Annotated in this window: 22 protein-coding genes and 1 riboswitch; of the genes, 6 read left to right on the top strand and 16 right to left on the bottom strand. The window is 56.5% G+C overall.

Annotated elements, in window-relative coordinates; all coding sequences use genetic code 11:
* Positions 1 to 2 precede the first annotated feature (2 nt).
* The 6 genes from HMPREF1986_RS00600 to HMPREF1986_RS00570 form a co-directional block, all read right to left on the bottom strand.
* Positions 3 to 776, bottom strand: coding sequence for a TrmH family RNA methyltransferase (locus HMPREF1986_RS00600; RefSeq protein ID WP_036598553.1), 774 nt, complete (start codon positions 774 to 776; stop codon positions 3 to 5).
* Between the two features lie 328 nt (positions 777 to 1,104).
* Entirely contained in the window at positions 1,105 to 3,105 is a 2,001-nt protein-coding gene (locus HMPREF1986_RS00595; RefSeq protein ID WP_021772768.1) for an NAD(+) synthase, read from the bottom strand.
* 213 nt (positions 3,106 to 3,318) lie between these two features.
* Positions 3,319 to 4,782 (bottom strand): IMP dehydrogenase, encoded by a 1,464-nt coding sequence (guaB, locus tag HMPREF1986_RS00585; protein ID WP_009214592.1) that lies wholly within the window; start codon positions 4,780 to 4,782, stop codon positions 3,319 to 3,321.
* A gap of 48 nt (positions 4,783 to 4,830) precedes the next feature.
* Entirely contained in the window at positions 4,831 to 5,325 is a 495-nt protein-coding gene (locus HMPREF1986_RS00580) for a DUF6106 family protein (protein WP_021772766.1), read from the bottom strand.
* Positions 5,326 to 5,789: 464 nt separating this feature from the next.
* Positions 5,790 to 7,415 (bottom strand): chaperonin GroEL, encoded by a 1,626-nt coding sequence (gene groL, locus HMPREF1986_RS00575; protein WP_021772765.1) that lies wholly within the window; start codon positions 7,413 to 7,415, stop codon positions 5,790 to 5,792.
* 140 nt (positions 7,416 to 7,555) lie between these two features.
* Entirely contained in the window at positions 7,556 to 7,843 is a 288-nt protein-coding gene (locus HMPREF1986_RS00570; protein ID WP_036598549.1) for a co-chaperone GroES, read from the bottom strand.
* A gap of 292 nt (positions 7,844 to 8,135) precedes the next feature.
* Here HMPREF1986_RS00570 and HMPREF1986_RS00565 point away from each other — a divergent pair, with 292 nt between their 5' ends.
* Together HMPREF1986_RS00565 and HMPREF1986_RS00560 are read left to right on the top strand one after the other, a co-directional pair.
* Positions 8,136 to 8,537 carry a choline-binding protein gene (locus HMPREF1986_RS00565; protein ID WP_036598546.1) on the top strand — a complete coding sequence of 134 codons (402 nt, stop codon included), beginning with the start codon at positions 8,136 to 8,138 and terminating at the stop codon, positions 8,535 to 8,537.
* A gap of 301 nt (positions 8,538 to 8,838) precedes the next feature.
* Positions 8,839 to 9,360 (top strand): hypothetical protein, encoded by a 522-nt coding sequence (locus HMPREF1986_RS00560; protein ID WP_036598605.1) that lies wholly within the window; start codon positions 8,839 to 8,841, stop codon positions 9,358 to 9,360.
* A gap of 414 nt (positions 9,361 to 9,774) precedes the next feature.
* Here the strand turns inward: HMPREF1986_RS00560 and HMPREF1986_RS00555 are convergent, their stop codons facing one another.
* From HMPREF1986_RS00555 to HMPREF1986_RS13665, 7 genes are all read right to left on the bottom strand, one after another.
* A complete protein-coding gene (locus HMPREF1986_RS00555; protein ID WP_021772762.1) occupies positions 9,775 to 10,965 on the bottom strand; it encodes an LL-diaminopimelate aminotransferase in 1,191 nt (396 codons plus the stop codon).
* Between the two features lie 9 nt (positions 10,966 to 10,974).
* A complete protein-coding gene (locus tag HMPREF1986_RS00550; protein ID WP_021772761.1) occupies positions 10,975 to 11,454 on the bottom strand; it encodes an S-ribosylhomocysteine lyase in 480 nt (159 codons plus the stop codon).
* Positions 11,454 to 12,215, bottom strand: coding sequence for a hypothetical protein (locus tag HMPREF1986_RS13235; RefSeq protein ID WP_021772760.1), 762 nt, complete (start codon positions 12,213 to 12,215; stop codon positions 11,454 to 11,456). The genes HMPREF1986_RS00550 and HMPREF1986_RS13235 overlap by 1 nt, the downstream gene beginning before the upstream one ends.
* A 102-nt stretch (positions 12,216 to 12,317) precedes the next feature.
* On the bottom strand, positions 12,318 to 14,075 hold the full coding sequence (locus HMPREF1986_RS00540; RefSeq protein ID WP_051273827.1) for a glutamine--tRNA ligase/YqeY domain fusion protein: 1,758 nt from the start codon (positions 14,073 to 14,075) through the stop codon (positions 12,318 to 12,320).
* A gap of 294 nt (positions 14,076 to 14,369) precedes the next feature.
* Positions 14,370 to 15,524, bottom strand: a complete 1,155-nt coding sequence (locus tag HMPREF1986_RS00535; RefSeq protein ID WP_021772757.1) for a M14 family zinc carboxypeptidase — start codon at positions 15,522 to 15,524, stop codon at positions 14,370 to 14,372.
* A gap of 88 nt (positions 15,525 to 15,612) precedes the next feature.
* The gene (locus tag HMPREF1986_RS00530) at positions 15,613 to 16,308 is read right to left on the bottom strand and encodes an LrgB family protein (RefSeq protein WP_009214579.1); all 696 of its coding nucleotides are present in this window, start codon (positions 16,306 to 16,308) and stop codon (positions 15,613 to 15,615) included.
* The gene (locus HMPREF1986_RS13665) at positions 16,305 to 16,919 is read right to left on the bottom strand and encodes a CidA/LrgA family protein (protein ID WP_081688401.1); all 615 of its coding nucleotides are present in this window, start codon (positions 16,917 to 16,919) and stop codon (positions 16,305 to 16,307) included. The genes HMPREF1986_RS00530 and HMPREF1986_RS13665 overlap by 4 nt, the downstream gene beginning before the upstream one ends.
* 150 nt (positions 16,920 to 17,069) lie before the next feature.
* Positions 17,070 to 17,169, top strand: a riboswitch (THF riboswitch).
* A gap of 66 nt (positions 17,170 to 17,235) precedes the next feature.
* Between HMPREF1986_RS13665 and HMPREF1986_RS00520 the strand changes: the two genes are divergently transcribed.
* Both HMPREF1986_RS00520 and HMPREF1986_RS00515 read left to right on the top strand, forming a co-directional pair.
* Positions 17,236 to 17,766, top strand: coding sequence for a folate family ECF transporter S component (locus HMPREF1986_RS00520; RefSeq protein ID WP_021772755.1), 531 nt, complete (start codon positions 17,236 to 17,238; stop codon positions 17,764 to 17,766).
* Positions 17,763 to 19,118, top strand: coding sequence for a bifunctional folylpolyglutamate synthase/dihydrofolate synthase (locus tag HMPREF1986_RS00515; RefSeq protein ID WP_021772754.1), 1,356 nt, complete (start codon positions 17,763 to 17,765; stop codon positions 19,116 to 19,118). Before HMPREF1986_RS00520 ends, HMPREF1986_RS00515 begins: the two co-directional genes overlap by 4 nt.
* Before the next feature lie 28 nt (positions 19,119 to 19,146).
* Here the strand turns inward: HMPREF1986_RS00515 and HMPREF1986_RS00510 are convergent, their stop codons facing one another.
* On the bottom strand, positions 19,147 to 19,704 hold the full coding sequence (locus HMPREF1986_RS00510) for a hypothetical protein (RefSeq protein ID WP_021772753.1): 558 nt from the start codon (positions 19,702 to 19,704) through the stop codon (positions 19,147 to 19,149).
* Positions 19,705 to 19,920: 216 nt separating this feature from the next.
* Here HMPREF1986_RS00510 and HMPREF1986_RS13050 point away from each other — a divergent pair, with 216 nt between their 5' ends.
* Both HMPREF1986_RS13050 and HMPREF1986_RS00505 read left to right on the top strand, forming a co-directional pair.
* The gene (locus HMPREF1986_RS13050) at positions 19,921 to 20,073 is read left to right on the top strand and encodes a hypothetical protein (protein WP_155978739.1); all 153 of its coding nucleotides are present in this window, start codon (positions 19,921 to 19,923) and stop codon (positions 20,071 to 20,073) included.
* Positions 20,070 to 20,651, top strand: coding sequence for a xanthine phosphoribosyltransferase (locus HMPREF1986_RS00505; protein WP_021772752.1), 582 nt, complete (start codon positions 20,070 to 20,072; stop codon positions 20,649 to 20,651). Before HMPREF1986_RS13050 ends, HMPREF1986_RS00505 begins: the two co-directional genes overlap by 4 nt.
* Positions 20,652 to 20,664: 13 nt before the next feature.
* On the opposite strand, the gene HMPREF1986_RS00500 is transcribed toward HMPREF1986_RS00505, so the two are convergent.
* Together HMPREF1986_RS00500 and HMPREF1986_RS00495 are read right to left on the bottom strand one after the other, a co-directional pair.
* Entirely contained in the window at positions 20,665 to 22,914 is a 2,250-nt protein-coding gene (locus HMPREF1986_RS00500) for a DUF6449 domain-containing protein (RefSeq protein ID WP_036598539.1), read from the bottom strand.
* On the bottom strand, positions 22,880 to 23,791 hold the full coding sequence (locus tag HMPREF1986_RS00495; protein WP_021772750.1) for an ABC transporter ATP-binding protein: 912 nt from the start codon (positions 23,789 to 23,791) through the stop codon (positions 22,880 to 22,882). Before HMPREF1986_RS00495 ends, HMPREF1986_RS00500 begins: the two co-directional genes overlap by 35 nt.
* Positions 23,792 to 23,815 lie beyond the last annotated feature (24 nt).

The following is a 23,815-nucleotide window of genomic DNA, read 5'->3' as shown; positions in this document are numbered from 1 at the left end:
GCCTAGTTCTCCTGTTTCTCCCGCTGTCTGAGAGTCTCATAGGACAGGATCGCCGCAGCCGCGGCCGCGTTCAGGGACTCCACTCCTCCCTTCATGGGGATCCGGAGACGAATATCCGCGGCCTCCGAAAGCTCCGGACTCAGCCCCCTGCCCTCATTTCCGATGAGAAAGGCCGTCGGTGAACGAAAATCACAGTCATAGTGCGCCTTCTCTCCGAGGAGATGCGCCGCAAAGCAGCGGACGCCCTTCTTTTTCAGCTCCGCTATCGTCTCCTTGAGATCCGGAACGATCCGAAAGGGAAGGCGGTATAGAGATCCCATCGTGGAGCGGACAAGCTTCGGAGAGTAGATGTCCGCGCAGTCCGAGCTCATGTAGATCCCGTTCACCCCCGCCGCCTCCGCGAGGCGGAAAATAGTGCCGAGATTCCCGGGATCCTGCAGGGATTCCAGAAGCAGGAAAAAATCCCCGGAGAGGACCCGCTCCGGCAGCATGCGGACCAGGACAAGGATCCCCTGGCTGTGCTTCGTATCGGAGATATGGGCCATGAGCTCATCCGGCACGCGGATCAGAGTATGGTCCTTCGGGCGAAATCCCGCCGGAAGGGATCCCCGGTAGGAATCGGAGAGGAAGACTCTCTCGACCAAATCTTTCGGGATCTCCCGGCAGAGCCTCTCTCCCTCCGAGACAAAGAGTCCGGCTTTCTGCCGCGCTCTCGGCTTCTGCATAAGCTCTCGGACCTCCCGGATCATCCGGTTTGAAAAAGATGTAATTCTCATCCACTCTCCATAATGCGGAAACAGCCGAAATCTCCCCGAAAAATCCGCGGGGAGCAACTAATTATAACAAAGATTACTATTTTTAGCAAGATGCTCTCGCTGCGCCGATGGGATTCGAATTCCGCAGGCAGAGCGTAAAAAGTGGCTCTGCCGCTCTTTCGCCCCGCCGCTTTTTCCACCTCTAATAAATTAAGATGAAGATGCACTTATCCGGAGGAGTATTTCCCGGACAGGGCCCGGTGTTCCGCGATTTCACATAGGCGGGCTCCTTCGCCCCGGACCGCTTAACGGGACTGATCCAAAAGTACGAGGAAGAAGACAGCCGGAATCAAAGCTTTTCGAGCTCTGAGAGCCAGAGGGCAGCGCTCGCGTCGCTCGGCATCCTGAGATCCCCTCTCGGAGAGACAGAGACGGAGCCGACCTTCGGCCCGTCCGGGAGGCAGCTTCTCTTAAACTGCTGGGAGAAGAAGCGGCGGTAAAAGCTTTTCAGCCAAAAAAGGATCTCCTCCCTCTCATACTGCGGCTTTGCTCCGCTGTCTCCCGCATGAAAGGCCGAGAGGGCGAGCTCATAGACCTTTTTCGGGCGGAAGCCGAAGCGAAGGATCTGATAGAGGAAGAAGTCATGGAGCTCATAGGGACCTACCAGCTCCTCCGTTTTCTGGGAGATCGTTTCCCCGGAGGGCGGAAGGAGCTCCGGGGAGACCGGAGTATCCAGGATATCCAGGAGCGTTTCGGAAAGCGCCCCCCTCTTCTCTGTATCGGCGATATAGCGGACGAGGTGCCGGACCAGGGTCTTCGGAACCCCCGCATTGACCGCGTACATCGACATATGGTCGCCGTTGTAGGTCGCATAGCCGAGCGCCAGCTCGCTTAAATCCCCCGTGCCTACGACAATGCCGCCGCAGGCATTCGAAAGATCCATGAGGACCTGCGTCCGCTCCCTCGCCTGCGCATTTTCATAGACGACATCCCGCTTCTTTGCATCGTGCCCGATATCCCGGAAATGCTGCTCCACAGAGAGGCGGATGTCGATCTCCCGAAGAGTGGCGCCGATCGCCTCTGTGAGCCTTCTCGCATTGTCCAGCGTGCGTTTCGTCGTGCCAAAGGCGGGCATTGTGACAGAGAGAATGTTCTCTCTCGGGATTTTCAAAAGGTCGAAGGCGCGGGCCGTGACGAGGAGGGCCAGAGTGGAATCGAGACCGCCGCTGATTCCGAGCACGGCCTGCTTCGTCCCGATATGAGAAAGTCTTTTCTTAAGGCCGAGGGCCTGGATGCTCAGGATCTCCTCGCAGCGCCTCGCTCTCTCCTCCCCGGAGGAGGGGACGAAGGGGTGAGGATCGATCCGGCGGAAAAGACTTCCCTCTTCCCCGGAGTCCCCGGAAAAGGAGCTCCCCGAAAGGAAGGAGGGACGTCCTCCCTCGAAGAAGCGGAAGGGAATCCTCCGGTAGCCCTCCGCGCGCGGCGCCGGATAGGTTCCAAGCCTCGTCCTTTCCTGCCGGATCCTCTCGAGGTCGATCTCCGAGATCGTGAGCCCCGTCGTAAATCTTCGGCTCTCCGCAAGGATGCTTCCATTCTCTGCGATCATGCTCTGCCCGCCGAAGACAAGATCCTGCGTGGACTCCCCCTCTCCCGCATTGGCATAGAGATAGGCCGCGCAGATCCTCGCGCTCGCAGAGCGGAGCAGCTCTCTCCGGTAATCCGCCTTCCCGACCGTCTCATCGGAGGCGGAGCAGTTTGCGATGAGATAGGCTCCCGCAGCGGTGTGCTCCGTCGACGGGGGATTCGGGACCCAAAGGTCCTCGCAGAGCTCAAGGGCGAGGCAGAAATCCGGAAGGTCCTCCGCCTGGAAGAGAAGCCTCATGCCAAAGGGAAGGGAGCAGCGGTCCTTCGTCAGAGGATCCCGGTAGAGATACTCGAAAATCTCGTCTTCCGCAGGGCTGAACCATCGTCTTTCATAAAACTCCGAATAATTCGGAAGGTTCTTCTTCGGGACAAGCCCGAGCACACGCCCCCGATAGAGAACGGCGGCGCTGTTGTAGAGCTTTCCCGAGAAGGATAGAGGCAGTCCCAGGACGATGAGAAGCGGAAGCTCTCTCGTCTTAGAAAGAAGCCAGGAGAGCGCCCGAAGAGCGCCCTCCTGAAGCTCTGACTGCAAAAAGAGGTCTCCCGCCGTATAGCCCGTGAGGCAAAGCTCCGGGAGCACCAGAAGGCCCGCCCCCTTCTCCGCCGCCTCGCGGCAAAGCTCCGCGATTCTCTCCCGATTCCAGTCGGGATCTGCCACCCGGACCTCCGGCGTACCGACAGCCGCCCTGAAAAATCCTTCGATCACTGCTCAGGCTCCTTTCCCCGCTGCACTTCCCTGGCCCGCGGACGGCGGCGTCCCTTGATGCGCGCTTCTCTCCGCCGCAGTCCTCTCCGCCCTCTCCGCCGGTTGATCTCCTTTGCCCTGTCCTCTCCCGCCCCCAGGCGCATAAGGGATCCGGAAAAATCGCTCCGTTCTCCGGATCCCGGGGCAAAAGAGGGTCTATTCTTCTCCGAGAGCCTAGATTCCATCCGAGGAGTAGTTCGGCGCCTCCTTCGTGATCTGAATGTCGTGGGGATGGGATTCCTTCAGGGAAGCGGCGGAGATCCTTATGAAGTGGGACTCCGTCTGCAGTGCCCGGATATTTTCCGCTCCGCAGTAGCCCATGCCGGCTCTCAGTCCCCCCAGGAACTGGAAGATGGTGTCCTCCGCCTTCCCCTTATAGGCGACTCTTCCCTCGACCCCCTCCGGTACGAGCTTTCTCGCTCCGGCCTGGAAATAGCGGTCCGAGGAACCGTTTTTCTGTCTCATCGCGCCCATGGAGCCCATGCCGCGGTAGACCTTGTATTTTCTTCCCTGGTAGAGCTCGAACTCTCCCGGCGCCTCATCGCAGCCCGCAAATACCGAGCCCATCATGACGGTGGAGCCACCGGCTGCGAGTGCCTTCACCACGTCTCCGGAATACTGGATGCCGCCGTCCGCAATCAGCGGGATGCCGTAGCGCTCCGCGACCTCGAAGGAGTCCATGATCGCAGTGATCTGCGGAACTCCGATCCCCGCCACCACTCTCGTTGTGCAGATGGAGCCGGGGCCAATCCCCACCTTCACGCAGTCCGCACCGGCCCGGATCAAAGCCTCCGTCCCCTCTCCGGTGGCCACATTGCCCGCAATAAGGGGAAGATCCGGGAATTTCTCCTTCAAAAGTCCGATGCACCTTATGACATTTGCGGAATGACCGTGGGCGGAGTCCAGAACCACGACATCGACATGGGCCTTCACAAGCTCCGCCGCTCTCTCCAGGATATCCTCCGTGATGCCGAGCGCCGCGCCGCAGAGCAGTCTCCCCTGGGAATCCTTCGCCGCATCCGGGTACTTCATCTGCTTTTCGATGTCCTTGATCGTGATGAGGCCCTTCAGGTTTCCCTCCGCGTCCACGATCGGGAGCTTCTCCACCTTTGCCTTCGCGAGGATCGCCTTCGCCTCCTCCAGCGTCGTCCCTTCCCTCGCCGTGACCAGATTCTCCGAGGTCATGCAGTCCCGGATCGGTCTGCTGTAATCCTCCTCGAAGACGAGATCCCGGTTTGTGATGATTCCGACGAGCCTGTGCCCCACCGTGATCGGCACGCCGGAGATCCTGAACTTCGCCATGAGTTCATTGGCATCCTTAAGGCTGTGCTCCGGGCTCAGAAAGAAGGGGTCCGTGATGACGCCGTTCTCCGAGCGCTTCACCATGTCGACCTCCTCCGCCTGCTCTTCGATCGTCATGTTTTTATGGATGATGCCGATCCCCCCGCAGCGCGCCATGGCGATCGCCATCTGGTGCTCCGTCACCGTGTCCATCCCCGCGGAAAGAAAGGGAATATTCAGGCGGATCGTGTCCGTGAGCCTTGTGGAAAGATCCGCCTCGTACGGAACGATCTCAGAGTATTGCGGAACCAGTAAAACGTCGTCAAACGTGATGCCATCCCCGATGATTTTCGCCATCTTTTCCTTCTCCCTTCTCCATCGCCCGCCTTTCCCGAAGGTCGGCAGCTATTCCCTCCTGAGCTTTGACGGGCTGTGCATCCTCATCTCCCGGAGAAGCTCCTCCGTCATATCGAGATAGACAGCCCGTTTTTTCCCCTCCTTCTGATAGAGGTAGAGATACTTCCTCTCCTCTTCTCCGTCTCCGGACAGATCCACCGCCCTCTCCCCGGAGGGCAGCGCCTCCCTTGCGGCGTCCGAATGCTTCGGCGCAATGAGCAAAAGCTCCGGCGCACCGGTCTCCAGAATCTTCTTCCTGCTGCTTTTGTTCAGGATCTTGTCCACCGTGAGACTTCCGCCGATATAAAGGTACTCATACTCCACGTGGGCGTGGAGAAAGACGAAATAGGTCGCGGCAGCTGACAAAAGAAGGAGGAGAAAGACCGGCGGAAAGCGGAAAAAGAGAAGAAAAAAAAGAAGATCCAAGGCGATCAGAAAGACCTTCAGGATCGCAAAATAGCCCGGATCTCTCCGCTTTACCAGATGCTCCACATAATTATCCATCGCCCTTTTCTCTCCTCTCCGATACAGCTATCAGTATACCCTTTTGCCGGAGCACGCGCAAGAAGCAATCCCCTTCCCCGCATCCTCCGCGTCCTGCTTTTCTTTACAAAGGGAAGCCCCCTTGAAGTCCCGGCCCGGCACCCATCCCCCCATTAAAAATCTCAAAGCGCAAAAGTCAAAGCCTGGAAAGACACGAAACGGAACGGAACAAAGCGGAATCCTCCATGGCTTTAATACTTATCTGATACAAAGCGTCTTCCCCCGGTATACGGCAAAAAGAAGGGGAGCAGACAGCCGTCCTTTTCGACTGCCCGCTCTCCCTCTTTTTTTAAGCCCTGACTGATGGATGCAGCGTTTGGCGAAGTTTCCTGCCTGAGCCTGAGACTTCCGCCGGCCTCCCGTTCGGGAGGCCCTTCTTCTCTTTGGAACGCTTTCGCTGTACCCGGCGGCCTAAAAGGCAGGCCTTACATCATGCCGCCCATTCCTCCGGCCGGCATGGCGGGAGCCGCCGCGGGCTCCTTGATGTCGGCGACGACAGCCTCTGTCGTGAGGAGAGAGGCCGCGACAGACGCCGCATTCTGGAGGGCCGTCCTTGCGACTTTCGCCGGATCCAGGATGCCGGCCTCCATCATATCCACATACTCCTCTCGATAGGCATCATAGCCGATGCCCTCCTTCGCCTCCTTCACCTTATTCACGACGACAGCGCCTTCCACTCCGGCATTGTCCGCGATCGTGAACAGCGGGGACTCCAGAGCGCGGAGCACGATCCTGGCTCCGGTCTTCTCATCGCCATCCAGAGTATTGACCAGCTTCTCGACGGAGGGCTGTGCGTGAATGTAGGCGGATCCGCCTCCCGCGATGACGCCCTCCTCCACCGCGGCTCTCGTCGCGTTCAGGGCATCCTCCATCCGAAGCTTCGCTTCCTTCATCTCGGTCTCCGTCGCCGCGCCGACACGGATCACCGCGACGCCGCCCGCGAGCTTCGCGAGCCTCTCCTGGAGCTTTTCCTTGTCGAAGTCAGAGCTCGTGCTATCGATCTGCGCTCTGATCTGAGCGATTCTGTCGCTGATCTCCTTCTTCTTTCCGAGTCCCTCGATGATCGTGGTCTTCTCCTTCGTCACCTTCACGGACTTCGCACGACCGCACTGCTCGATCGAAGCGTCCTTTAACTCCAGTCCGAGCTCCTCGGAGATCACCTGTCCGCCGGTCAGAACCGCGATATCCTTGAGCATTTCCTTCCTTCTGTCACCGTAGCCCGGCGCCTTGACCGCTACGACATTGAAGGTGCCTCTGAGCTTGTTCACGATGAGCGTCGTGAGAGCCTCTCCCTCAATGTCCTCCGCGATGAGCAGAAGTCTCGCGCCGCTCTTCACGACCTGCTCGAGAAGCGGAAGGATATCCTGGATGTTCGAGATCTTCTTATCCGTGATAAGGATGTACGGATCCTCGAGGACCGCCTCCATCTTCTCCATATCGGTGGACATGTAGGCGCTGACATAGCCTCTGTCAAACTCCATGCCCTCCACGAGGTCGAGCTCGGTCTGCATGGTCTTGGATTCCTCCACCGTGATGACACCGTCCTTCGAGACCTTCTCCATCGCGTCCGCGACCATCTCTCCGACCTCCGGATCTCCGGCGGAAATCCCGGCGACCTTCGCGATCTGGTCCTTGCCCTTCACCTTGGAGGACTGCTTCTTGATGGACTCCACCGCAGCATCTACGGCTTTCCGGATGCCCTTTCTGAGGATGATCGGATTCGCGCCGGCTTCGATATTCTTCATGCCCTCGGAGACGATCGCCTGCGCAAGCACCGTCGCCGTCGTGGTTCCGTCGCCCGCCACATCATTGGTCTTCGACGCGACCTCCCGCACAAGCTGTGCGCCCATGTTCTCATAGGGATCCTTCAGGTCGATCTCCTTCGCGATGGAAACGCCGTCGTTTGTGATGAGCGGGGAGCCGTAGCTCTTATCCAAAACTACATTTCTGCCCTTGGGTCCCAGCGTGACCTTCACGGTATCTGCAACCGCATCGACTCCGGCTTCCAAAGCCTTGCGAGCCTCTACGCCGTACTTGAGTTCCTTAGCCATATTGATATCCTCCTGTCTTCTGTCTCTTCTTCTATATTTTTCTGTCCCTGACTGTCTTTTCCGGGGATTTTCTCTTCGAAAATGCTGATTTATTCTTAAAGGAAGTGCTCCCGGCAGCTAAACGCAGCGCCGTGCAAAGCTTATTCCACTACCGCAAGAATATCGCTCTGCTTCACGACGGTATACTTCCTGCCCTCGATCTCCACCTCGGAGCCCGCGTACTTGGAAAAGATGACATGCTGTCCTTCCTTGACCTGCATCTTTACTTCCTTCCCGTCGATCACTCCGCCCGGGCCGACCGCGATGACCACCGCCTGGCCCGGCTTCTCCTTATCGTCCTGACCGGGGAGCACGATCCCGCTCTTCGTGGTCTCCTCCATCTTCTCCTTCTCCAGCACAACCCTGTCAAACAACGGAACCAGCTTCATAACAAACCTCCTCTTATATTCCAGCATCCCTTCTCACAATGCGTAGTCGAAAGCCGCATTGCTTGGAATCTTTTTCAGAACAAGCGCTATTATAGCCTCTTCTATTAGCAGTGTCAAGCTCTGAGTGCTAACAAAGTATGAACTTTCTGTGTTTTTGTAATCTTTCGTAAACGAATCGCATATTGTCTATCTGAGAAAATCGGGTATAATGAAATTGTTGCAGAAGGCAGGATTCCGCCCTGATGCGGAATTACGGCATTCAGAGACCACGAGAAATGGAGGCTATCCTATTATGAAAAAAAAGATCCTTGTGATGATGCTTGCGGCAATGATGACGGCGGCCAGTGTAGTTCCGGCCTTCGCTGAAAGTCCCAAGGGGCTCGCTCAGGGCTTCGGCGGCTCCTCGACGATGACCGCTGAGACGAACGGACACTGGATTCAGAACAGAGACGGATCCTGGTCCTTCGCGAACGACGAGTCCGGAGGACTGTGGAAGGGCTGGGTCGTGAGCCAGCATCAGTGGTACTACATCGGCGCAAACGGTGTGATGCTGACCGGCTGGCAGAGAATCAACTATGAGTGGTACTATTTTGCCGTGCAGCGCGCTTCCTCTCAGCCTGTCGGCTCTCTCTATATGAATAAGCTCACTCCGGACAACTACCACGTCGACGGAAACGGCGTTTGGGTAGGCTAAGCTCAGGGAAAAAGGCGGGGAAGCTGCGCAGTTCGCAGTTCTGAAGCGCAGCTTCAGGCAGCTTCCATAAGGAAAACGGATCCCGGGATAGGACGGGTTGATCGAATGGGGGGAGGAGCAGCGCGGGAAAGCCCACGCTGCTCTGTTTTTCCCGGGAGAATCCCCGAAAGACTGTGCGAAAGCTTTCGCATTCCGAATCTTCCGAACAGGCGAAAAACGGGGAGGAATTCTCGTTCCGGCCGCTTTGAACAGAGGAAGGATTTCGGGCGGACCGCTTCAGAGGATAAAGGAAGGAGACAGCATGAAATACCTTGTCACATCGGCGGAAGCGTCGAAGATTCTGAAAAAGCTTCTGGAGGAAAAGAATCTCGTCCTCTCCAATGAGCGGCAGAGCTCGATATTCAATGCTTCTCTCGGAGAAGACATCGAATCCGTCCGCCCCGCATATAACTACGGGGAAACGCAGAGCATCCTGGAAAGCTATGACCGGAAGATCCGGATCCTAAAGCACGCCGTCAACTGCTTTAACAGCTCTCACATGGTCGGGGACAGCGGGATGACGATTGACCAGGTGCTGGTTTATATCCCGCAGCTCACGGAAATGCGAAACAGACTGTATCCCATGCAGAACCGCCTTCCGAAGCAGAGAAGCTCGATCGGCGGCATCGGCAGCAGCACCGTCATCGACTATTCCTATACGAACTATTCCGTAGAAAAGGCGAAGGAGGACTACAGGAGGATTTCCGACGAGCTGAGAAAGATTCAGACCGCTCTTGACCTTGTGAATACGACGGTTAAGATGGAATTCGAGCTCCCGGACTGAGCTCCCCCTCCCTTCCTTTATCGATCTGTTTCATCTCATATCTTCCGTCCCATCCCGTTTTGGAAGAATCTCTTTTTATAGAACAACGCTCAGGAAAATGTTCAGGGTCGAGGAAAAGCAGGCGTCTTCCCTTTATTATTCTTTTTATTGCTTATCGCTTATGGTATAAAGTAAAAAATCCTCAATGCCTTATGGCATTGTCTGAGCCCAAAGCGGCAGCTTTCTTCCAAAAACGGATGCGGAAAAAACTGAGGGGATGCTTCCCCTCTGCAGCCAAGTTCGGTTAGAGGCTGTTTTCTGACGCCTTCTATGCCGCCTTTTCTTCCGTTTGTCCGCCCGGCGTTGGACGGACAAACGGAAGATCGCCCCATTTCCCTATCCAAGGCCAAGTCTTTAGTAAGCACAGAAGTCGTCTCAGCGGAAAAGCGTCTCCATCCGCCGCATCGCCTCTTTGGTATTTTCCTTCGTGGAGAAGGCCGTCAGGCGGAAATATCCTTCTCCGCTTTTCCCGAATCCCTCCCCCGGCGTCCCGACGACGCGGCACTCATTTAAGAGTCTGTCGAAGAAATCCCAGGAGGAGAGGCCAAAGGGAGCTTTCATCCAGACATAGGGGGAGTTTTTCCCTCCGGTATAATAGATTCCGAGCCGGTCCAGGGTCTCCGTTATGATCCTGGCATTCTCCCGGTAGTAGGAAATATTCTCCTCGATCTGCTTCTTTCCCTCCTCGCTGAAGACCGCCTCTGCGCCCCTTTGCACGATGTAGCACACGCCGTTGAATTTCGTCGTCTGCCTCCTGAGCCAAAGCCGGTTCAGCATCACATTATCCCGCTTGAGCTCCTCGGGGACGACGGTATAGCCGCATCTTGTGCCCGTAAAGCCCGCCTTCTTCGAGAAGCTGCAAAATTCGATCGCGGCCTCCTTCGCACCCTCGATCTCATAGACAGAGTGGGGAAGATCCCCCGTGACGAAGCACTCGTAGGCAGAGTCAAAGAGGATGATGGAGCCTCTCTCTCGCGCGAAGTCCACCCAGGCGGAAAGCTGCGCCCTGTCGTAGACCGCGCCGGTGGGATTGTTGGGAGAGCAGAGATAGATGAGGTCCGCGGCATAGTCCTCCCTCGGCATCGGCAGGAAGTCGTTCTCCTCTCCGGACAGGGCATAGCGGATGCTGTGTCCCGCCATGACATTGGTATCGACATAGACCGGATAGACCGGATCCGTCACGAGGACACTGCTCTTCTCCCCCATGATGTCCAGGATGTTTCCAAGATCCGATTTCGCCCCGTCGGAGATGAAGATCTCCTGCTCCTTGAGGCTTACGCCGAAGCTCTCATAATATCCCCGGATCTTTTCCCGCAGAAAGTCATAGCCCTGTTCCGGTCCGTAGCCGCGGAAGCTCTCCGCCCTTCCCATCTCGGAGGCAGCGTGAATCATCGCATCCACAACGGCCCCGGGAAGAGGGCGGGTGACATCCCCGATCCCCATGCGGATGAGTTCTCCCGCTCTGTCCGGGTTTTCCGCCTGCCATTCCCGGATGCGCCTTGCGATCTCCGAGAAAAGATAGCTCTCCTTCAGCTCCAGGTAGTGTTTGTTGATCTCTGCCGCCATTCTTTCCTCCTAATCCGGGTAATTCATGTGCGCCTCATCGATCCGCTCCAGCGTCTCTCTGAGGTAACGCCCCGCCCACCACTTCGCCATATCGAGATTCATATCGCTGTAGTTTCCGCAGTCTCTCGGTCTCGCACCGGGGATCTCCCCCGAAAAGTCCAGGATGAAACGGCAGCAGCGCTTCAAAAGGGGAAGGATCTCCTCAGGGTGATGCTCTCCCAGAAGAAGGAGGTAGAAGCCGGTCCGGCAGCCCATCGGGCCGAAATAGAGCACCCGATCCTTCCACTCCGGATCATTTCGGAGAAAGGTCGCTGCGAGATGCTCGATCGCGTGCACCGGGGCGGTATTCATGACCGGCTCCCGATTCGGAGAAGTGAAGCGAAGATCAAAGCTCGTGACGCTCTCTGTCCCCACGCGGTCTATCCTGGAGACATAGACTCCCGGCTCAAGGAGCAGGTGATTCACCGTAAAGCTCGTGATCTTCTCCATCAATCCGCACTCTCCTTTTCTCTGTCGCTTCTCTCTGCCCCATCCGAAGGAGCCGAGGATGCCGGGGAAAGCCCCGCTGCGGGATTTACCCGATCCGCAGGATTTGCGGGAGATGAAATGCCGGTGGAAACGCCGACCGCAGGATCCGTCGAAACAGCTGCTCTTGCGGGAACGCTGTCCGAAGGATTTGCCGAAGCAAAAGCCCCGGCGGAGACGCCCTCCGCCTGATGGGAAGGAACGGAGACGCCCGCTGTCTGATGGGAAGAGGCGGAAAGCGCGTCAGGACGCTCCGCGGCCTGATGAGAAGGGGCAGAAAGCGCGGTCTCAGCCGGTCCTCCCGCATGATAGAATTCCACCTCTATCTCGGGCTCCTCCAGCGGAGAATCATCGGATTCCACATCCTCCGCCTCCTTCTTGGCACCGGAGAAACGGCTGTCCAGCGCCTCTCTCACCTGTCGGTAAGCGTCCTTTCCGGCGTCCACCGCGAGGTTTTTCGTATCAATGGCGAGATTCTTCGCCGCATAGCCAAGGTCCCGCGCCGCCGCCTTCAGATCCTCGGAATTCTTTGAATTTTTGAGTACGGTGTAGGAGCGCTTTGCGGATTCCTTCACCTCCGAGGCGGAGCCCACGACATCCGTGAAATCCTGATCGACCTCATCGGAAAATTTCTGATATTTATAAAAATACGATGCGATCGCCGCTCCGGCGCCAAGCAGCGCCGCCGCGCTCAAAAGTCCCCCCAGGCCTCTTTTCTTTCCCATCTGTTCTCCTCCGTATGAATCCAATCCTCGAACCGCTCTTCAGAATCCGAAAAAGCGGTTCCTGTCCATCGCTGTAGACGCCGCGATATTGCGGCGTCCAATTTATCTCTCTTCGCCCTTTGGAAGCCGGAAGCTCGACTTCAGGGAGACGATCCGGTTAAATACGGGATTTCCCTCCGAGGAATCCCTGCAGTCCACGCAGAAATAGCCGTTTCGCACAAACTGGAAGCTCTCAGAGGGCTTCGCTCTTTTGAGAGCGGGTTCCACATAAGAATCCTTCAGCACCGTCAGGGAGTTCCTGTTGAAATTCAGACTTCCGTCCTCGTTGAGCTTTCCCTTCTCCTCATCGATCAGCTGCTCATAGAGACGGACCTCCGCTCTCTCCGCGCTCTTTGCGTCCAGCCAATGGATCGTGCCCTTGACCTTCCGCCCCTCGAAGCCGCTGCCGGACTTGGTCTTTGGATCATAGCTTGCGTGGATGAGCGTGACCTTCCCCGAGGCATCGGTCTCATAGCCGGTGCAGCACACGAAGTAAGCCCCCATGAGGCGGACCTCATTGCCCGGATAGAGCCTTTTGTACTTCTTCGGAGGCTCGATCATGAAATCCTCTCTCTCGATCCAAAGCTCCCCGGAAAAGCTGAGCTCCCGGCTCCCGAGCGCTTCATTCTCCAGATTGTTCGGAATCGTAAGAAGCTCGCTCTGCCCCTTCGGATAGTTATCGATCACAAGTTTTACGGGATCCAGCACCGCCATGAGTCTCGGGCGCTTCTCCTTCAGATCCTCCCGGATGCAGTACTCGAGGAGAGAGAAGTCGCAGGAGGAGTTCGCCTTGGAAATGCCGGAGAGCTCTATGAAGCGCTTCAGGCTCTCCGGTGTATAGCCCCTCCTCCTGAGCGCCGCGATGGTCACAAGCCGGGGATCATCCCAGCCATCCACCACTCCGTCCTCCACCAGCTTTTTGATGTAGCGCTTCCCCGTGACGACATTGGTGAGGTAGAGCTTCGCGAATTCGATCTGCCGCGGCGGCTCCGCGAATTCACACTCTCTCACGACCCAGTCGTAGAGCGGCCGGTGGTCCTCAAATTCCAGGGTGCAGAGCGAATGCGTGATCCCCTCCACGGCATCCTCGATCGGATGCGCGAAGTCGTACATCGGATAGATGCACCATTTGTCCCCGGTATTGTGATGGCTTTTATGCGCCACCCGGTAGAGAACCGGATCCCTCATATTGATATTGGAGCTCGCCATATCGATTCTTGCGCGGAGCGTGCGCTCCCCGTCCCGGAAGCTTCCGTCCCGCATCGCCTCAAAGAGGCGGAGGCTCTCCTCCGCCGGGCGGTCCCGGAAGGGGCTCTCTCGGCCGGGATGGTGGAGATCCCCGCGGTACTCCCGGATCTCCTCCGCGCTGAGTTCATCGACAAAGGCCTTCCCCTTTCGGATCAGAAGGAGCGCCTTCTCATACATAATGTCAAAATAATCGGAGGCAAAGAAGAGGCGGTCTCCGAAATCCGCCCCCAGCCACTCGACATCCCGGCGGATGGAATCCACAAACTCCGTCTTTTCCTTCGTCGGATTGGTGTCGTCAAAGCGGAGATTGAAGCTCCCCCCGTATTTTTCCGCGATCCCGTAGTTCAAAAGGATGGACTTCGCGTGTCCGATATGGAGGTAGCCGTTTGGCTCCGGGGGGAAGCGGGTCCTCACCTCATGGCATCTTCCCTCCCTCAGATCCCTGTCGATCTCCTGCTCGATAAAATTTCTGGATTCCGCCGCGCTCTCCGCGGGCCTTTTCTCTTCTGTATCCGCCACTTTCGCTCCTCCCGATTCATGATCTCTTCCGCCGCAGCAGGGCGGCCAGGACATGTGGAAATTTTGTCTATCATAAAACGAAACGCCGGATAGCGCAAGCATTCCGGGCGGAAATCCACATTCGAAGCGCGATAAAGGGCGCTTTCCTCTCAGAAAGCGCCCTCTTAAAAGCAAGCTGGCCCGAGATAGCCTCCTCCGCCCCTTCTGCCGATCCGCTGCTTCCGAGGCAGTCCGTCTTATACCGCGATCCTTTCTTTGAGCCGCTGAATGCCGAAGGACGGGCGTTCAAACCGTGAGATCCAAAGGCAGAAGCAAGCGCCGGGAGCACTGCCTCCGCGAATCCTTTTTCTAGCTGTAGCTGTATAAAAGGTCGGGGAGGATGCCCTTCTGCCCGTCCCAGATCTCTTTGATCTGTTCCTCCGGGACCGGGCTGGTTCCGATCCCGCACTCTATCGTAACAGAGGGGATATTCAGCTTCTGCTCCGCCCAGTCCTTGAAGCCTCCCGCCTCGTTCGGGACATAGTAATCGCTGACTGCATAGTCGGAATTTCTCTTCACGACCTCCGCGAGTCTGCGGGCGGACTTCACATAGCTTCCCTCTCCAAAGTACCAGTAGATCACCTTCCCCTGCGTGTGATAGCTGATCGTCTGATCGAAGTGCTCCTTCCTCGTCAGATCCGCGAGTGCCTTCGACTCGATCTCGGATTCCGCGGCCTCTCCCTTGTACTCGTCCTTGGACGGATAGCCCTTCCGATCGTTGGTATCCTGCCAGTTCGCGTCAAAATTTTTATTGAGATTTACGCCGCGGGCATTGCTCTTCCAGGTCTTATAGTACTTCTCCCGGTCCGTCACCTTATCCTTCTCCATCATCTGCTGGATCGAAGTTCTCAGAGCCTCGGAGCCGATACAGCCCAGTCCGCCCTGGACGATGGCGATTCCATCCGGATCCGCCATCGGGACGAAATGAACGGCACAGTTTTGGAGCATGCTCTTCATGCTCTTCCCCCCGTATTTCGAGTCCTCCCTCTGCATCTTCAGAAGACTTCCGATCTCCCGCATGGCGACCTGGGAGACGATATATTCCCTCGCGTGGATCCCGGCGTGAACCAAAATCTTGTGCTTTGCGTTCGGATTCCCCACCACGACGTGGTAGAGCTCTCTGCCGTCCGCGGTCTTTCCGAGGGAGTCGAGCGCCATCTCGGGATAATCTGTCTTCAGCTTGTTCAGATCCGCGGAGAGATCATCGTAGCTGTAGGTTCCGACCTCGCTGAAGGTATAGCCCTGCGGAAGCGGCACATCCTCCCCGTTCTTCACACCGGTAAAGAGATCGGAAAAGTCATTCTCATCCGCCGCGTGCAGATTCATCCTGTGCTTTTGCCCAAGGTCGATGCCGGGGCCGGTCTCCGCCTCCAGACCATCCGCGTAGGCACAGCCCCCCGCGGGAATCAGGGCCAGGCTTCCGATCAGAAGCGAAAGCAGCCAGAGTTTTCTCTTTCTTTTCATCTTGACTTAAGTCCTCCTTGCTGCCTGAATCATAGCACAAAAAATCGGAAGCATCTTCTTTCAAATTTATAAAAAGTTTTCGTTTCCCTCAGAAGGCGATCGCCGTGACCAGGGGGACGAGAATCACCGTAGTAACTCCGGCCGTGACGATGGCCAGAGAGCTCATGGCGCCCTCGATCTCCCCGAGCTCCAGGGCCTTCGCGGTGCCGACGGCATGGGCGGAGGTCCCGAGCGCCAGCCCCTTCGCGATGGGATGCCTTATGGAAAAGATCCGAAAGACCTGCTCTGCGAGCATGTTCCCCAGGATGCCGGTCAGGATGATCGCCGCGACCGTGAGCGTGACGAAGCCCCCGGCCTCCTTCGAGACTCCCATGCCGATCGCTGTCGTGATGGATTTCGGCATGAGAGTGAGGATATGCTCCGCCGGAAGCCGAAAAAGCTTCCCGAGAAAGAGGACGCTCAGCACGGAGGAGAGGCTTCCGCACACGATGCTGATCATGATCGCGGCGATATTTCTCCTTAAGAGGGAGAGCTGCCGATACATCGGAATCGCGAGACAGACCGTCGCCGGAGTGAGCAGATAGGAGAGAAGGTCCGCGCTCTTCTTGTACTCCTCATAGGGGATATGGAGCGCGAGGAGCGTGAGGATAATGCATATCGTCGAAATCAGGAGAGGATTCAGAATGGAAAGACGGAAGCGCGCCTTGAGCTGTACCGCCGCAAGAAAGAAAAAAATGCTCAGAAGCAGCCCGAAATGCTCCGAACCCGAAAGGACCTCTCTCATTCTCTCCCCTCCTCGATCTTCTCTTCCTTCGCCCCTTCCTCACCCTCCATCTTCTCTTCCCTCATCCCCTCCTCCTTCTCCTCTTTCCCGGCTTTTTCTGCCATAGGGCTCTCCGCTGCCCTCTGCTTTTTTTGGCTGATGATATCCCGGTAGCCGTTCGCGCCGTCCATCTCCCCGTGCGGACTCAGGGCGCGGCGGCCGATCCCGAAGGTTTCGCTCGGATCAAGGGAGATCTCCGCATCCTCCAGCTGCCTGTCTCTTCGATTCTCCGTATAATGCAGGATTTTCTCCGCGATCAGGCCGGTCACTGACATCACAAGCACTGTGGAAAGCACGATGATGATAAGATAGGGAAGGAGCACCGGACGCAAAAGCTCTGTAACCGTCATGATCCCCACCGCCGCCGGCAAAAACATGATCGTCATCGTATCCAAAAGAAAATTCCCCGCGCCCTCTACATCCTCCAAGCGGATGAGCCCGGAAAGAAGGGCAAGGAGCATCAGAAAAAGGCCGTATACCCCGGCGGGAACCGGCAGCTTCAAAAGCCGGTTCAATACCTCTCCCAAAAGAGTAAAGGCAATAATCCAAAGAATTTCCCTGACATATTTCATCCCGCGTTCTCTCCTTCCGAGAAGCATAGCGCGCTTTTTTCGGCATTGCAAGGCATGTTTCCGAAATTATGCCCGCCAGCTCCCTCCGCATTTCCCTTTGGATATTCTCTTTACAAAGTCCTGTTTCTGCGCTATTATGAACTGGTAAAACGCAGAGTAGAGATCCGAGCGGTAAGTGTCCTCGAACGGGGAGTTGACGAGGAACGAAGCTGAGAACCTCAGCGCGGTTCGGATCCCGCATCCCGCTGCGTTGGTCTCTGTATGTCAGATGCCTTCTTTGCGGCGGGATTTCCACTTAAGTGAAGGAGGTTTTTTTATGTTTCAGGACAGGCGAAAATCGATTCAGATGCTCACCATTCTATCCCTACTCACGGCTCTTCACATTATACTGAGCCGCTTTTTCGCCTTTAACGCATGGAATGTCCGAATCGGCTTCGCCATCATTCCCTCCGCGGTATGTGCTCTCCTCTACGGGACGCTTCCCACTGTGGCTCTCGCGACGGCTTCCGATCTCCTCGGCTTCATGCTGCAGCCAAGCGGAACCTATTTCCCGGGCTTTACGCTGAGCAGTGCGCTCTGCGGCGCGAGTCTCGGCTTCTTTTTGCATGACTGCAAGAAGGGGCCTCTCCTTCTCCGCGCCCTCGCCGCAATCTTCATCAATCGGATCCTCATCACTCTTTTCGTGAATACGCTCTGGATCTCTATCCTCTACGGGAGTCCCTACCGGGGAGTTCTTTTCACCAGAATCTGGCAGGTCGCGATACTCGTCCCCTTCCACTTCTTCATCATCATGAGCCTTGGCGGGGTGAAGCATCTCCACTTCCTGAAGCGCCAGCTCACAACATGAACTGGGAGGAAATCACGGGGCTTTTGCAGGGAGACCGGAACGCCCCGAAGCGGCCCGATTTCCGGGTAATGCGGCATATCCTCTCCCTGCTCGGGCATCCCGAGGAGAAGCTCAGAGCCCTGCATGTCGCGGGGACGAACGGAAAGGGCTCCAGCGCCGCGATGCTGCAAAGCATCCTGACAGAGAGCGGATACCGCTGCGGCCTCTATATCTCCCCTCACCTCCTGACGGTCAATGAGCGCTGGTCCATAGATGGAGAAAAGATCAGCGATGCCCGTCTTTCGGAGCTTTCGGAGAAGCTCCTCGCCGCACTGAAAAAAAGCGGGGAGGAGGCGGGGGCCTTTGAGCTTCTCACCCTCCTCGCCTTCCTCTACTTCTATGAGGAGGCCTGCGACTATGTCGTCCTGGAGGTCGGGCTCGGCGGCCGCTATGACGCGACCAATGTCATCCCGCCCCCCCTCTGCGCTCTGATCCTCTCCATCGGGCTGGATCACACAGAGCTCCTCGGAAACAGTATCGCGGAAATCGCGTGGGAAAAAGCCGGAATCCTGAAAAGAGGAGGAAGGGCGGTCCTCCTTCGGCAGAGCGAGGAGGTCACATCCCTCATCTCGAAAATCGCGGAGGAGCAGGGCGCAGAGCTTACACTCACAGAGCCCTCTCTCCTCAAAAGAGAAAGTCTCGGCCTCTCGGAGGAGGGGGCCTTCCAGTGCTTTTCCTATCGAAGGAGAACGGGGCTAAGGCTTTCCCTCCTCGGCGATTATCAGCTCCGAAATGCCTCCGCCGTCCTGGACGCCGTCGACATCCTGAAGGAGGAGGGTGTCGCGATCCCGGAGGACGCTGTCCAAAGCGGGCTCTCGAAGGTCCGCTGGCCGGGCCGCTTTGAGCTTCTGTCCCGATCCCCCCTCATCCTTTTGGACGGAGCACACAATCCGGACGGAGCGGCCGCTATGACGGAAAGCCTCCGCTCCCTTCTCCCCGGGCGAAAGATCGATTTTCTGATGGGCGTCATGCGGGACAAGGACTACCGGGAGATGCTCCTCCTCACCGCCCCCATCGCCCGCCGCTATACGGCGGTCATTCCGGAGGGAGAATATGAGAGAGCGCTTCCGGCGGAGAGGCTCGCCGCGGAGATCCGAAAATATTTCGACGGTCCCGTGGAAATCGGAAAAGATATCCGCTCCGGCCTCTCCCTCGCACTCTCCCGCCTCGAGGAGGAAAAAGAAGAAGAGCCGACGCTCCTTTGCTTCGGCTCTCTTTATCAGGTTTCGGAGATCCGAAGCACGGTCCGGGAGCTGCTTTCGAAAGAAAAAAATATGAAGCTCCCCCTCCTTCACGGATCCCCCGCCTGCTGATCCGCCGTTAAGCGCTCTGCACCTTAACTCAGTCCTCCTCCAGATCCTCATAGGCCGGCTCATAGTAGCCGGTCTTTTCATATCCGTCCTCCTCCCGCTTCGGATCATCCAGCTCATCGAAAAGTCTGTCCGAAAGCTCCATCATCCCCCCGTAATTGTCCCGGAGATAGGAGAGCCGGAGCACCTGAACCTCATTTCCCTCCTCATCGATCCCTTCGTCCAGATCCATGGAGGGGATTTTAATCCGAAAGAGGGAGAGAATATCCCAAAGCGGCATGAGATCATCATACTCGATCTCCAGGATCAGGATGTCCGCCTTCTCCCTCCGGTAATAGCCGTTCACCCTCGCGCCGGGCCCGTCCTCCCCGAAAAGATCCATATAATACTGAAGCAGCTCACCATCCGCTATCTCATCCTCATCGCTCAGATAGAGAGCCGGAGACTCGACCGCCACCGTGACATTGGCAAAGGATTCCTCCTTCAGCTGGATGAAATCCATCAGATTCGAAAGCGCCGTCTCAGGCGTCACATCCTCTCTCTTTGCATAGTCAGAGAGAACCGTTTCAAAAAGCTCGGGGATTTCCATACTCAACTCCTAATCTTCATACCCCGCAGGAAGAGGCCGCGATAAATACCGGCTCTGCGCCTCTCTCCTGCCTCCGGCAAATCATAAACCGCCCTCGCCCGGCATACAGCGCTTCGGTCTTTAAATTCGTTGATGCGCTGCCGGATACAGAGCCGAAGCAGGGGGCAGAACAGGCGGCTTTAGAGACGAATATTAGTTTACTACAGGAGAGCTCAGATGAGAAGAAGGAATCCCCGAAAATCTGTTTTGACAGTCCTTTCATTCCTTGTTATCATGTACAGCATAAGAAAAACCGCGGAGATAGGCAGAATCATTTTCTGCGGTCAGATCTTTTTCAGGATGAAATTTCAGGAAGGGACGTGGGTATGAAATTACTGGAAGAACGCATTCGAAGGGACGGGCAGGTGCGCCCGGGGGAGATCCTGAAGGTCGACAGCTTTTTGAATCATCAGCTGGATGTGGAGCTTCTGTCGGAGATCGGAAAGGAATTTTACAGGAGCTATCGGGATGATGGGATCACGAAAATCCTCACCATAGAGGCCTCCGGCATCGCGATTGCCTGTCTTACCGCCCTCCAGTTCCATGTCCCCGCGCTCTTCGCCAAGAAGGCGAAGAGCAAAAATCTGGACGGGGAGCTCTACATGAGCACCGTGAGCTCCTATACCTACGGGAAAGACTATACCGTCACGCTCTCAAAAAAGTTTCTGCACGAGGGAGACCGGGTGCTTTTGGTCGATGATTTTCTTGCCGTCGGAAAAGCGATGCGGGGACTTCTCGATATCTGCTCTCAGGCGGGAGCCGAGGTCGCCGGCATTGGAATCGCGATCGAAAAAGGCTTCCAGTCCGGCGGCCGCGAGCTGCGGGAAAAGGGATATCGAGTGACCAGTCTCGCGATCATCGATGAGATGCGGGAGGACGGGGAGCTCCGCTTCCGCGCTCAAGGCTGAGCTCCCCCTTCTCTTAAGAGGCGGAAGTCTCCGAATCCATACCGTCTTCCGCATAGGGCATGGGAATCCATTCCTCCAGATTCCGGATTTCCTCCGGAGTCTGGTCCTTTAAAAAGAGATACCTCGCGCTGCCGCCGCCGGAACCGCGATCGGGATCGCTCACCAATTCCTTAAGCCGCAGACCGATGGTCATATCATCCAGCTGATTCACAGTATGGAAATCTCCTCTTATGCTGTCCTCCGGAACCGCCTTTTCCAGGAGCTTCAGCACTCTCTCCAAAAAGTATTGATCTTGATAAACCGTCCTGTAGTTCAGCTCAATCCCTTCCACCCTGCTTTCCTCCGGGATCATCTCCGACCAGATTGCCTTTTCCTTTAAAAAGGCGATCGTATTCCTGTATTCCGTATAGATCGGATACTGCACGGAATAGTCTGAAATATAGTCATGCACCTTCTGGAATTTTTCAAAGGAGCCCCCGGTAGTATAGCCATGGGAGAGCCAGCTCTCGTAGGCGTCCTCCATCCGCTGGGAGCCGTTGATCTGAACGCTGCCCACGCGGAAATGACTGTGCGAAAAGCTGTAGTTATAGAGGGCAAGGTCCTTTTGATAGACCTCCTTGAACTCCCGGAGAACCTCCTCATTGACCGGAACAGATCTCGTGGCAGAAGGGCTTATATAGCAAAGCTCCGTGCCTTCCCCCCTTCCCTTTCGGAAGGGATAGCAATTTAAATCAAAGAGAACCTCCTTATATTCGGGGGAGCCGATGACCCGATCCATCAGCTCCGGATCGACCGTTTCCGGAAGGCGGAAGCGCCGGCTCGCCGTCCTCCCGTTTTTGAGCTGATAGTTGACAATGAAATCATAGGAGTCCGCCGCGCTCTCTGCGGAGTAGCGGTCGTCGATATCCGTTTCCACAGAACGCGTATATTTCTGTCCCTGCCGCGCGAGCTCCCGGACGGCATCGATATCCTTTAGCTTCATCCTTTTAAAGCTGTCGTTTCCATAGTCCGTATCCCCGTACTCATCCACCCTGCTCCCGAAATTGTCGCTCAGATAGAGGGAGGCGCTCTCTACCGTCTCCTTTTTCGGAACATAGCGGTCGAAGCCCCCGAGGTCAAAGCGATACCAGAAGAAGCAGAGTCCGGAGAGGAGGAAGACGAGAAAAATATCCCAGGGCCTGGAAAAAAGCGAGCGGAAACGAAGATGGTAAACGATTTCCAGGATGCAGCAGGAGAGAAGGCTGATCAGAAAGAGCATAAAGAGCTCCATCGGAAACTCCAGTCCCCCTCCCCGGATCGCATAGGCAAGCCCGCCCGCGGAGAGAGCGAGCGGCACTGCGATGAGAAACTTTAAAAGAAGGTAAATCGGCGGGAAGACCAGCGCCTTTCCCGCGTCCTCCGCCCTTCTCCTTCGGTAGGCGAGATAGGATAAAAGCAAATAGAAGAGAAAGAGGAGAACTCCGAAGAGATCCGGGAGCAAAGACTTCTGAAGAAAACGGAGCATCTCAGACGCCGGAACCGTCTCGGAGGACAGATAGGGAAATCCCGCCGCCGCATTGCTGTAGTAGAAAAAGGGAGAGCTCCTCGGAGTCTGAAGCCAGATGGGGTATCCCTCTGTCACCATGGTCCTGTAGAAGGCAACGCGAAAGCCGAGCTGCAGCGCCCGGACAAAGAATTCATAGACCAGGAAGAAGAAAAGAAGAAAGACGGAGATCAAGGTATTGCCGGAGAGCATCCTCGCCAGGAGAGCGACCCCGGAGAGCGCCAGAAAGAGCACGAGCTCCCGGACAGACTGCTGCAGGGCCTCGATCACGACAGCCCGGTTCAGAGCGTGAAAGGCCAGCGCGATCAAAAAGCCGATCAGCTTTGTTCCGAAATAGCTCAGGAGATAGATCAAAAGTCCGGAGAGCAGAATCCCGAAGAATCTCCTCCGGCGGGAAATCGGGAGCGCCTCATAGAAATCCAGCTTCTTCCTGCTGTTCAGATAGGAGAAGCCCTGCATACTGAGAAAGACCGCGAAAAATCCGCTCAGGAAGACAGCGGGGCTCCGGAGGCCGAAGAAAACGCTGCTCCGCAAAAGCCGCTCCGCGATCAGATCCGTCTGCTCAAGCCCTGTGAAGCCTCTCCCTCCGACCGAATTCAGGGCGAGAAAGAGGGCAAGCACATGGTAGAGGGAAAAGGCAAGAAGACAGAGCGCAAGCTGCGGAACTCTCGCGCCGAGCTCCAGCTTAAGCTCCGTCAGAAAGGATTTTCTTAAGTTCATATCCTGCATCCTCCGTTTCACTGATAAAAAGCTCCTCCAGTCCGAGAGGAAGCAGCTCGAAAAAGCGGGGAGAGAGCGCCCGGATCTTCTCCTCGACTTCCTCCCTCTTCCCGCGGATGACAAGTGTCAGCACGCTCCCGTTTCGGCTCTGGCGGAGGATCGGAAGTTCGGAAAGCTTTTCTTTCGAAGCTTCCTCATCCTCGAGGACCAGCTGTACTCTCTGGATCTCGGGATTTAAGGCGGAAATCTCCTCTGAGAGGAGCACTCCGCCCCGGTGGAGAATCCCCACATGCTGGCAAATATCCTGAAGCTCCCGGAGATTGTGGCTCGCGATGACCGGTGTCAGCGGGCGCTCCTTCATCTCCCGGGAGAAAAGTGACTTGACTCCCTCCTTCATCACAGGATCCAGTCCATCGAAGGTCTCATCGCAGAGGAGATACTTCGTTCCGGAGGAGATGCCGAGCAGAACGGAGAGCTGCTTCTTCATTCCCTTCGAAAAATTCGAGATTCTCCGATCCGGATCGAGACCGAAATCGGAGAGAAGGGAGAGGCACTTTTCTCTCTCAAAGCCCGGATAGACTCCGGCGTAAAAGCCGATGACATCCCTCGGCACCGCATTTCGGAAAAACCAGCCCTCATCCGAGATGAAAAAGATCCTCTCCTTGATCGCCGGCCTGTCATAAACCGCCTCGCCGTCCACCCGGATCTCTCCCTTGTCCGGTCTCAGGACACCTGCAATCAGGCGAAGCAGCGTGCTCTTTCCCGCCCCATTGCTTCCGATCAGTCCGAATACCTGATCCTCCCGGATCTCCATGCTGATCTCACAAAGCGCCGGGACCGGGCCGAAGCTTTTTTTAAGCCCTATCGCTTCAATCATTCCACTTTCCTCTCGATTCCCCGG

Source organism: Oribacterium sp. oral taxon 078 str. F0263, assembly GCF_000469565.1.
Lineage (GTDB): Bacteria > Bacillota > Clostridia > Lachnospirales > Lachnospiraceae > Oribacterium.
This window is presented reverse-complemented; position numbering and strand designations above follow the sequence as displayed.

What these genes read in the sequence shown, in the direction of transcription:
- HMPREF1986_RS00540 (WP_051273827.1), bottom strand. Translation starts at nt 14,075, where the DNA reads ATGTCCTGGCCGCCCTGCTGCGGCGGAAGAGATCATGAATCGGGAGGA.
- HMPREF1986_RS13050 (WP_155978739.1), top strand. Translation starts at nt 19,921, where the DNA reads ATGAGAAGAAGGAATCCCCGAAAATCTGTTTTGACAGTCCTTTCATTC.
- HMPREF1986_RS00495 (WP_021772750.1), bottom strand. Translation starts at nt 23,791, where the DNA reads ATGATTGAAGCGATAGGGCTTAAAAAAAGCTTCGGCCCGGTCCCGGCG.
- HMPREF1986_RS00570 (WP_036598549.1), bottom strand. Translation starts at nt 7,843, where the DNA reads ATGAAGCTGGTTCCGTTGTTTGACAGGGTTGTGCTGGAGAAGGAGAAG.
- HMPREF1986_RS00560 (WP_036598605.1), top strand. Translation starts at nt 8,839, where the DNA reads ATGAAATACCTTGTCACATCGGCGGAAGCGTCGAAGATTCTGAAAAAG.
- HMPREF1986_RS13665 (WP_081688401.1), bottom strand. Translation starts at nt 16,919, where the DNA reads ATGAAATATGTCAGGGAAATTCTTTGGATTATTGCCTTTACTCTTTTG.
- HMPREF1986_RS00520 (WP_021772755.1), top strand. Translation starts at nt 17,236, where the DNA reads ATGTTTCAGGACAGGCGAAAATCGATTCAGATGCTCACCATTCTATCC.
- HMPREF1986_RS00555 (WP_021772762.1), bottom strand. Translation starts at nt 10,965, where the DNA reads ATGGCGGCAGAGATCAACAAACACTACCTGGAGCTGAAGGAGAGCTAT.
- HMPREF1986_RS00505 (WP_021772752.1), top strand. Translation starts at nt 20,070, where the DNA reads ATGAAATTACTGGAAGAACGCATTCGAAGGGACGGGCAGGTGCGCCCG.
- HMPREF1986_RS00515 (WP_021772754.1), top strand. Translation starts at nt 17,763, where the DNA reads ATGAACTGGGAGGAAATCACGGGGCTTTTGCAGGGAGACCGGAACGCC.
- HMPREF1986_RS00530 (WP_009214579.1), bottom strand. Translation starts at nt 16,308, where the DNA reads ATGAGAGAGGTCCTTTCGGGTTCGGAGCATTTCGGGCTGCTTCTGAGC.
- HMPREF1986_RS00535 (WP_021772757.1), bottom strand. Translation starts at nt 15,524, where the DNA reads ATGAAAAGAAAGAGAAAACTCTGGCTGCTTTCGCTTCTGATCGGAAGC.
- HMPREF1986_RS00580 (WP_021772766.1), bottom strand. Translation starts at nt 5,325, where the DNA reads ATGGATAATTATGTGGAGCATCTGGTAAAGCGGAGAGATCCGGGCTAT.
- HMPREF1986_RS00550 (WP_021772761.1), bottom strand. Translation starts at nt 11,454, where the DNA reads ATGGAGAAGATCACGAGCTTTACGGTGAATCACCTGCTCCTTGAGCCG.
- HMPREF1986_RS13235 (WP_021772760.1), bottom strand. Translation starts at nt 12,215, where the DNA reads ATGGGAAAGAAAAGAGGCCTGGGGGGACTTTTGAGCGCGGCGGCGCTG.
- HMPREF1986_RS00565 (WP_036598546.1), top strand. Translation starts at nt 8,136, where the DNA reads ATGAAAAAAAAGATCCTTGTGATGATGCTTGCGGCAATGATGACGGCG.
- HMPREF1986_RS00600 (WP_036598553.1), bottom strand. Translation starts at nt 776, where the DNA reads ATGAGAATTACATCTTTTTCAAACCGGATGATCCGGGAGGTCCGAGAG.
- HMPREF1986_RS00500 (WP_036598539.1), bottom strand. Translation starts at nt 22,914, where the DNA reads ATGAACTTAAGAAAATCCTTTCTGACGGAGCTTAAGCTGGAGCTCGGC.
- groL (WP_021772765.1), bottom strand. Translation starts at nt 7,415, where the DNA reads ATGGCTAAGGAACTCAAGTACGGCGTAGAGGCTCGCAAGGCTTTGGAA.
- HMPREF1986_RS00510 (WP_021772753.1), bottom strand. Translation starts at nt 19,704, where the DNA reads ATGGAAATCCCCGAGCTTTTTGAAACGGTTCTCTCTGACTATGCAAAG.
- guaB (WP_009214592.1), bottom strand. Translation starts at nt 4,782, where the DNA reads ATGGCGAAAATCATCGGGGATGGCATCACGTTTGACGACGTTTTACTG.